Here is a 6,021-nt window from a genome sequence, read left to right as displayed (position 1 = left end):
CGTCGACCGCGACGAGGTGGAGCGGCTGATCGACGCCGTGAGCGCCCTCGAAGACACGATCGACCAGCACAGCCCGGTCGACGCCGCGCGGTCCGTCGAGGAGCCGGGCGTCGCGGCGGACGTGAGCGACGGGGACGACGACCCGCTGGCGGCGATCGAAGCGCGGATCGACGACCTCGACCTCTCCGAGGAGGTGCGCCGCGACGTGTTCGACGACGAGTGGCTCGACGCTCGCGGCGAGGGCGTCGAGCCCGAGGAGCCGCGCCCGGACGTGCTCGCATTCCTGCGCGACCACGGGAAGCGGTACGACCCGGAGAGCGGCAAGGCGGTCGACCGCGAGCCGTGGGAGACGACCGTCATCGACGCGGTCCGCGAGGAGGCGTACTACTTCGCGGGGCAGAAGCAGACGAAGGTGATGAACGAGGGGTGGGCGACCTACTGGGAGTCGGTGATGATGGGCGGCGAGGGGTTCGCCGGCCCGGACGAGTTCCTCACGTACGCCGACCACATGTCCCGGGTGCTCGGGTCGCCCGGCCTCAACCCGTACAAGCTCGGCTTCGAGCTGTGGACCCACGTGGAGCTGCGGGCCGCCCGCCGGGAGGTGGTCGACAAGCTGCTCCGCGTCGAGGGCGTGACGCCGGAGAACTTCCACTCGCGGATCGACCTCGACGAGGTCGCGGACCTGCTCGAACCGCACCCGGCGATCGCGGGCGCCGGTCCGGCGACGCTCGACGCGCTCGCCGACCTCGCTGCCGACGGCGACCCGCGCGTCGACGCCGAGGCGGTCGACCGGGCGCTGTCCGTGCGGAGCGGGGAGGACGCGGGCCCCGGCGGCGACGGGGCGGATCCCGACGCCGGCCCGGAGATCGAGCGGTACCCGTGGAAGCTGCTCACCCGCGAGGGCCTCGCGGAACGACACTACGTCCTCTCTCGACCCGAACACCGGGGGGCCCTCCGGAACGTCTCGCGGGAGTCGCTCGAAGCGCAGGCGCGGTACCTGTTCGACGTCGACCGGTACGAGACGGTCGCGGAGGCGATCGCGGACGTCGACCGCGCGGCCGGCTGGGACCGGATGTTCGAGGTCCGCGAGAGCCACAACGACGTGACGTTCATCGACGCGTTCCTCACCGCGGAGTTCGTGCGCGAGGGGAACTACTTCACCTACGAGTACAGCCGGGCCGCCGAGGAGCACCGCGTCGCCAGCGTCGACGCCGACGACGTGCGGAAGAAGCTCCTCCTCCGGTTCACGAACTTCGGCAAGCCGACGGTCGTCGTGTTGGACGGGAACTTCCGGAACCGCGGCGAGCTCCTCTTGGGCCACCGGTACAACGGGGTCGAACTCGACGCGGAGCGCGCGAAGGCGACCCTGAAACGCGTCTTCGAGCTGTGGGGACGCCCGGTGAACCTCGCGACGGTCCGCGTCGAGTACGGCGACGGCGAGGTCCGCCGCGCCAAGCGGCGCGGCGAGGAGCCCGAGGGAACCGAGGTCGGCGTGCGGTACCAGTACGACGGCGGCGAGGTGACCGAACACGACCTCGACGGCGACATCGAAGCCCGGATCGCCGCCGACGAGGTCGACTACGACACGAAGCCCGACGACTGGCTGGCGTGAGCCGGCGGCGCCGACCGGGAGCGCTACCGCAGGGACGCGACCAGTTCCGACGCGGCCGCGACTTCCTCGTCGTTGATCCCGTGACCCATCCCCTCGTAGATCCGCTCGTCGACGTCGGCGCCGAGCGCCTCCAACACCGCGGTCGTCTCGTGGACCCGCTCTTCCGGAATGTGCGGGTCGACGTCGCTACAGCCGACGAACGCGGGGGTGCCGGCGAGCGGACCCCCGTCGGCGTCCGCCGACTCGCCCGCCCCGCCGCCGCCAGCGGTCGCTTCCGCGAGATAGTCGTCGACCGCGACCGCCTCGCCGATCAGCCCGCCGCTGAAAACCGCGGGCCCGCCGTACCGGGTCGGGTTCCGCGCGACGAACTCGCTCGCGAGGCAGGCGCCCTGCGAGAAGCCGCCGACGAGGACGCGGTCGCGGGCGATCCCGGCGTCGACCGCGCGGTCGACCGCGGCGCCGACGGCCCGGAGTCCCGAGCTTCGACCCGGCTCGTTGTCCGCGACGGGAGCGAGGAAGGAGTTCGGGTACCAGGTGTTGCCGGCGGCCGACGGTGCGAGGAGGGCGACGTCGCGCTCGCTCGCCAGCTGCTCGCCGAGGTCGACGACGCTACGGGCGGTCGCGCCGCGCCCGTGGACGAGGACGAGCGCCGCGTCGGCGTCGGCGAGCGGCGTTCCGGCGGTCACGAGCGGCTCGTCCCCGTGGGGGTCGTCGCCGGCGTGCGGCCCCGGAGAGCGACCGGCCATCTCAGACCCCGACGCCGGCGTCGGCGTCGGGTAAGTCGTGTTTGTTCACCGGGAGCCCGAGCTCCTCTAAAGCGCCCTCCATGTGCCGGTCCTGCGCGAAGTCGGCCCCGTCCTCCTCGCGGAGCCGCTGCGCGGTCGCGAGCACCTCGCCCTTGCGGTCGTCCGGAATCTCGTACTTGTCGGCCGACAGCTCGATGACGAGCCCGTTGTTGTCCTGGGTGTAAATCGAGTGGAAGATGCCGCGGTCGAACACGTTGTACCCCTTCCCCGCGTCTTCGAGCGCCGCCATGATGTCCTCGTACTCGTCCGGCTCGACGCTGAAACAGAGGTGGTGGACGGCGCCCGTGCTGACGCGCTGCCCGCGGGCGGACGCCCGCTCGTCGCTGACGAACACCGTAAGGATCCGGCCGTCACCGGTGTCGAAGAAGAGGTGCGTCTGCGAGGGGTCGTCGAGGTTCGGCTGCCGCAACACGAGCGGCATCCCGAGCAGGTCGCGGTAGAAGGCGAGCGTGTCCTCCTCGTTGCTCCCCCAGACCGTGATGTGGTCGGTGCCGCTCGTGTGGAACGGTGCGTCCGGACGCTCCGACGTGACCGGAGCCGGGTTCTCGTCGCCCATACCGATCGGAAGGCGACCGAGCCGTATAAAATCGAAAGGGACGGGACGGTGACCGGCTGACACCGGTGTTATCGGCTCGACCGACGGTATCAGCCGCCGTACTCCGCGCGGAAGCGGTCGACGAGCCACCGAGTCGCGCGCTTCCGGTCGCCGTCGGGCACGTAGACGAACGGGATCGGACTGTCGAACGCGCGGTCCCCGTACAGTCCCCAGTCGCCCGCCGACCGCGTCGTCCCGCCGTACGCGATCGGGATGTCGGCCAGCTCCGAGGGCTCGTACTCCGGGACGTACGACCGCTCGATCCACACGTCGTGCGCCGGCGCGCCCAGCTCCGCGGCGAGCTCGCGTTCGAGGCGGTCGGCGCCGGAGACGAGCCACTCGCCGAACGCCTCGCGGTCGACGTCGATCCGGTCCGCGTAGGCGATCCGGTGTTTCCAGCAGGTCGTCGGAAAACGGCGCGCGCGATACCGTTCGTACAGCGTCGCGAACGTCGTGTTCGGCCGGTCGCGCGCGAGCCGACGCAGCCGCTCCGCGACCGTGTTGTCGTCGATCTCCCCGTCGACGACGCCGTCTACCGTCACCGGCGGATCGCCGGTGAGGGCGGCGGCCCGCTCGGTGAGATCGCGGAGCAGCGCGTTCGCGAACACCGACTTGTGGTGTTGGGTCACCCACATGTACAGCGCGATTCGGCCTTCGAGGTAGTTGCCGAGCGTCGAGAGCGCCTTCTCCGAGAGCGCGAGCCCCGCGTCCGGGTGAGCGGTGTACGCCTCGACCATGCGGTCGGTGTCGAAGCTCAACACGTTCGCGCCCGTCATCCAGTTGTCCCGAGAGATGTAATCGAGGCGGTCGACGTCGACCGGCGAGTGGAGCAGCTGCGCGCCGAGCCCGTGCTGCCACGGCCCGCCGCGCTCGTACACCAGACTGTATCCCAGGACGTACGCGCACACCTCCTCCGGGTCGACCGACAGCGACCGGAGCGCGTCCCCGAAGGAATCGAGGATCAACAGACAGCTCAGGAGTTCGTGCGGACTCGCCTCGCGAACGGGCGCGTCGCCGAGCCCCGCCTCGCGGAGCGACGCGACGAACCCGCGGGCGGCGAGCCGGTCCCGGAGTTCACCGACGTCGAGGTGCCGCTCGCAGACGTGCGAGAACGGCGGGTGGCCGACGTCGTGGAGCAGGCACGCACACTCCAGCGTCGACTGGATCTCGTCGAGGACCGCCGGCGACGTCTCCCGGGTGAAGTACGGCTCCTCGCGGAGGTTCTCGAAGACGCGCCGACCGAGGTGGTAGACGCCGAGGCTGTGTTCGAACCGCGTGTGGTTGGCCGCCGGATAGACGAGGTGGGTCGCCGACAGCTGTCTGACGTATCTGAGCCGCTGAAACGGCGACGTGTCGATCACGCGGTCGACGACCGCGTCGTCGAGCTCGATGTACCCGTGAACGGGGTCTTTGATCTGTGTCGTCATCCGCGGCCCCCGGTCACCGCTGCCAGACGGCCGGCGCGACGCCGAGCGCGCGAACGGCGAAGGGATAGGCGAAGGCGATAGCCAAGACGAGCACCAACGACGCCGCAAGTCCGAGCCCGCCGACGACACGCTCGACGAGCGCCAGCGCGACGAACATGACGACGAACATCACCGCCCAGTGCGGAGCGAGCTGTCGCACCTTCTCCGTTGTCGAAGTCATGGTCCCGATAGCGGGCCGGGCGGGTAGTGGCTGTCGGTGAAAATCGAGCGTCGAACTGCGGCCGAAACGCGATCGGTCGTCCGATCGCCGGTCAGTACCGCGACGGGATGAACGCCATCCCGGCGAGCATGATCGACGACAGGACCGAGAGGACGAGCACGCGCGAGAGGCCGCTGTTGTACCGGTCGAACCGTTCCATCTCGGTGACCTGCGCCTCGTACGCCTCGATGTCGGTCGACATCCGCAGCGTCGACGCGTCGGGGAAGTGCGCGACGTAGTCCGTGTCGCCGATCGTCACCGTCGACTGCTGGGCGATCTCGACCGTCTCCGTCTCGGTGGTCTCCCACACGAGAACCGCGCCGCCGGCCGTCACGTCGTCGACCGTAACCGTCTGTCCGCCGTACTCGAGCGTTTCGCCCACCGCGTGGGTCCGCTCCTCGGGCACGGGGAAGTACTCGCCGACCGGCACCAGCGTCCGCTCGCCCGAGTCGTCGGTCAGCGCGACGTACTCGCCGTCCTCAAGCGTGACTGTCTCGTTTTCGGCCGCGTCGTCGGCCGCGAGTATCGCCTGCCGGTCGAGCACCTCGACGAGCGTGAACTGGGTGGCGTTCTCCCCGGGGATCTCGACGCGCCACTCGCGGTCGTCGACCGAGACCGTGGACCCGTTCGCCCACGTCTCGGAGGTTTCAGCCGTGAAATTGCGTTCGAGCGTGCCCGAGATGACCATCTGCCCGTCGTCGTTCTCGCTTTCCGAGATGCCGGCCACGACGTACGTCTCGCCGCCGACATCTATCGATTCGCCCTGAGAAGCGTCTATCTCCGGGTTTTCGAGCGCTATCTCCGGACTCTCGGCCGTCGCGGTCAGCGCGCCGGCCACGCCCGCGATGGCGAGGAACAGCGCGACGAACACGGCCACAGCGCGTCGTTGCATAGTTGACGCATGGGTCACCCGGTGTTTAACGGTTACTAAGCGGGTCAGTTCGCGGGATCGCTGGCGGGTCGCGCTCCGTACAGAACAAGAGCCAAGGGCCGGATTTGAACCGGCGTTGGGCGGCTCTGCAGGCCGCTGCGTCTGACCGGACTCTGCCACCTTGGCGCCAGTCGAACGTACCGCTGTCGAGCGTTTAAGCCTAGCGGTCGCGTGTGAAGCCGCTGTGGGTGCGGCTCGGAATAAATGAAGAAAGCCCACGGACGTGCTGTCCGTGGGCTAAGTGGGAGTTGGCTCCCGTATGAGTGGGCAGGCGGCGACCCGTGGTTCCCAGAGGATCGCTCACTCCAGTACTTCACGGTACGCTGGTGGGCTTAACTTCCGTGTTCGGAATGGGTACGGGTGTGTCCCCACCGCTCTGGCCGCCTTTATG

The 6,021-nt window shown here is 69.6% G+C and carries 6 protein-coding genes, 1 tRNA gene and 1 rRNA gene; 1 reads left to right on the top strand and 7 read right to left on the bottom strand.

All coding sequences use genetic code 11. The features are described 5' to 3' along the window. On the top strand, window positions 1–1,612 hold a 1,612-nt coding region (locus B9G38_RS13460; RefSeq protein ID WP_086220696.1), incomplete at its 5' end, for a SpoVR family protein. Window positions 1,613–1,635: 23 nt separating this feature from the next. On the opposite strand, the gene B9G38_RS13455 is transcribed toward B9G38_RS13460, so the two are convergent. The 7 genes from B9G38_RS13455 to rrf all read right to left on the bottom strand — a co-directional run bounded on the left by B9G38_RS13455 (window position 1,636) and on the right by rrf (window position 6,018). Continuing rightward, complete coding sequence (locus tag B9G38_RS13455; protein WP_086220695.1) at window positions 1,636–2,358, bottom strand: alpha/beta hydrolase; 723 nt, start codon at window positions 2,356–2,358, stop codon at window positions 1,636–1,638. A gap of 1 nt (window position 2,359) precedes the next feature. Continuing rightward, the gene (locus tag B9G38_RS13450; RefSeq protein WP_086220694.1) at window positions 2,360–2,974 is read right to left on the bottom strand and encodes a VOC family protein; all 615 of its coding nucleotides are present in this window, start codon (window positions 2,972–2,974) and stop codon (window positions 2,360–2,362) included. Between the two features lie 89 nt (window positions 2,975–3,063). Then, window positions 3,064–4,440 (bottom strand): HD domain-containing protein, encoded by a 1,377-nt coding sequence (locus B9G38_RS13445; protein WP_086220693.1) that lies wholly within the window; start codon window positions 4,438–4,440, stop codon window positions 3,064–3,066. A 13-nt stretch (window positions 4,441–4,453) separates the two neighbouring features. Then, a complete protein-coding gene (locus B9G38_RS13440) occupies window positions 4,454–4,660 on the bottom strand; it encodes a hypothetical protein (RefSeq protein ID WP_086220692.1) in 207 nt (68 codons plus the stop codon). Between the two features lie 91 nt (window positions 4,661–4,751). Further along, window positions 4,752–5,576, bottom strand: coding sequence for a hypothetical protein (locus tag B9G38_RS18085; RefSeq protein WP_086220697.1), 825 nt, complete (start codon window positions 5,574–5,576; stop codon window positions 4,752–4,754). 104 nt (window positions 5,577–5,680) lie between these two features. Continuing rightward, window positions 5,681–5,756: transfer RNA gene (locus tag B9G38_RS13430), tRNA-Cys, on the bottom strand. Window positions 5,757–5,896: 140 nt separating this feature from the next. Beyond that, a 5S ribosomal RNA gene (rrf, locus tag B9G38_RS13425) occupies window positions 5,897–6,018 on the bottom strand. Window positions 6,019–6,021: the final 3 nt, after the last annotated feature.

It is taken from the genome of Halorubrum sp. SD612 (assembly GCF_002135005.1).
This window is presented reverse-complemented; position numbering and strand designations above follow the sequence as displayed.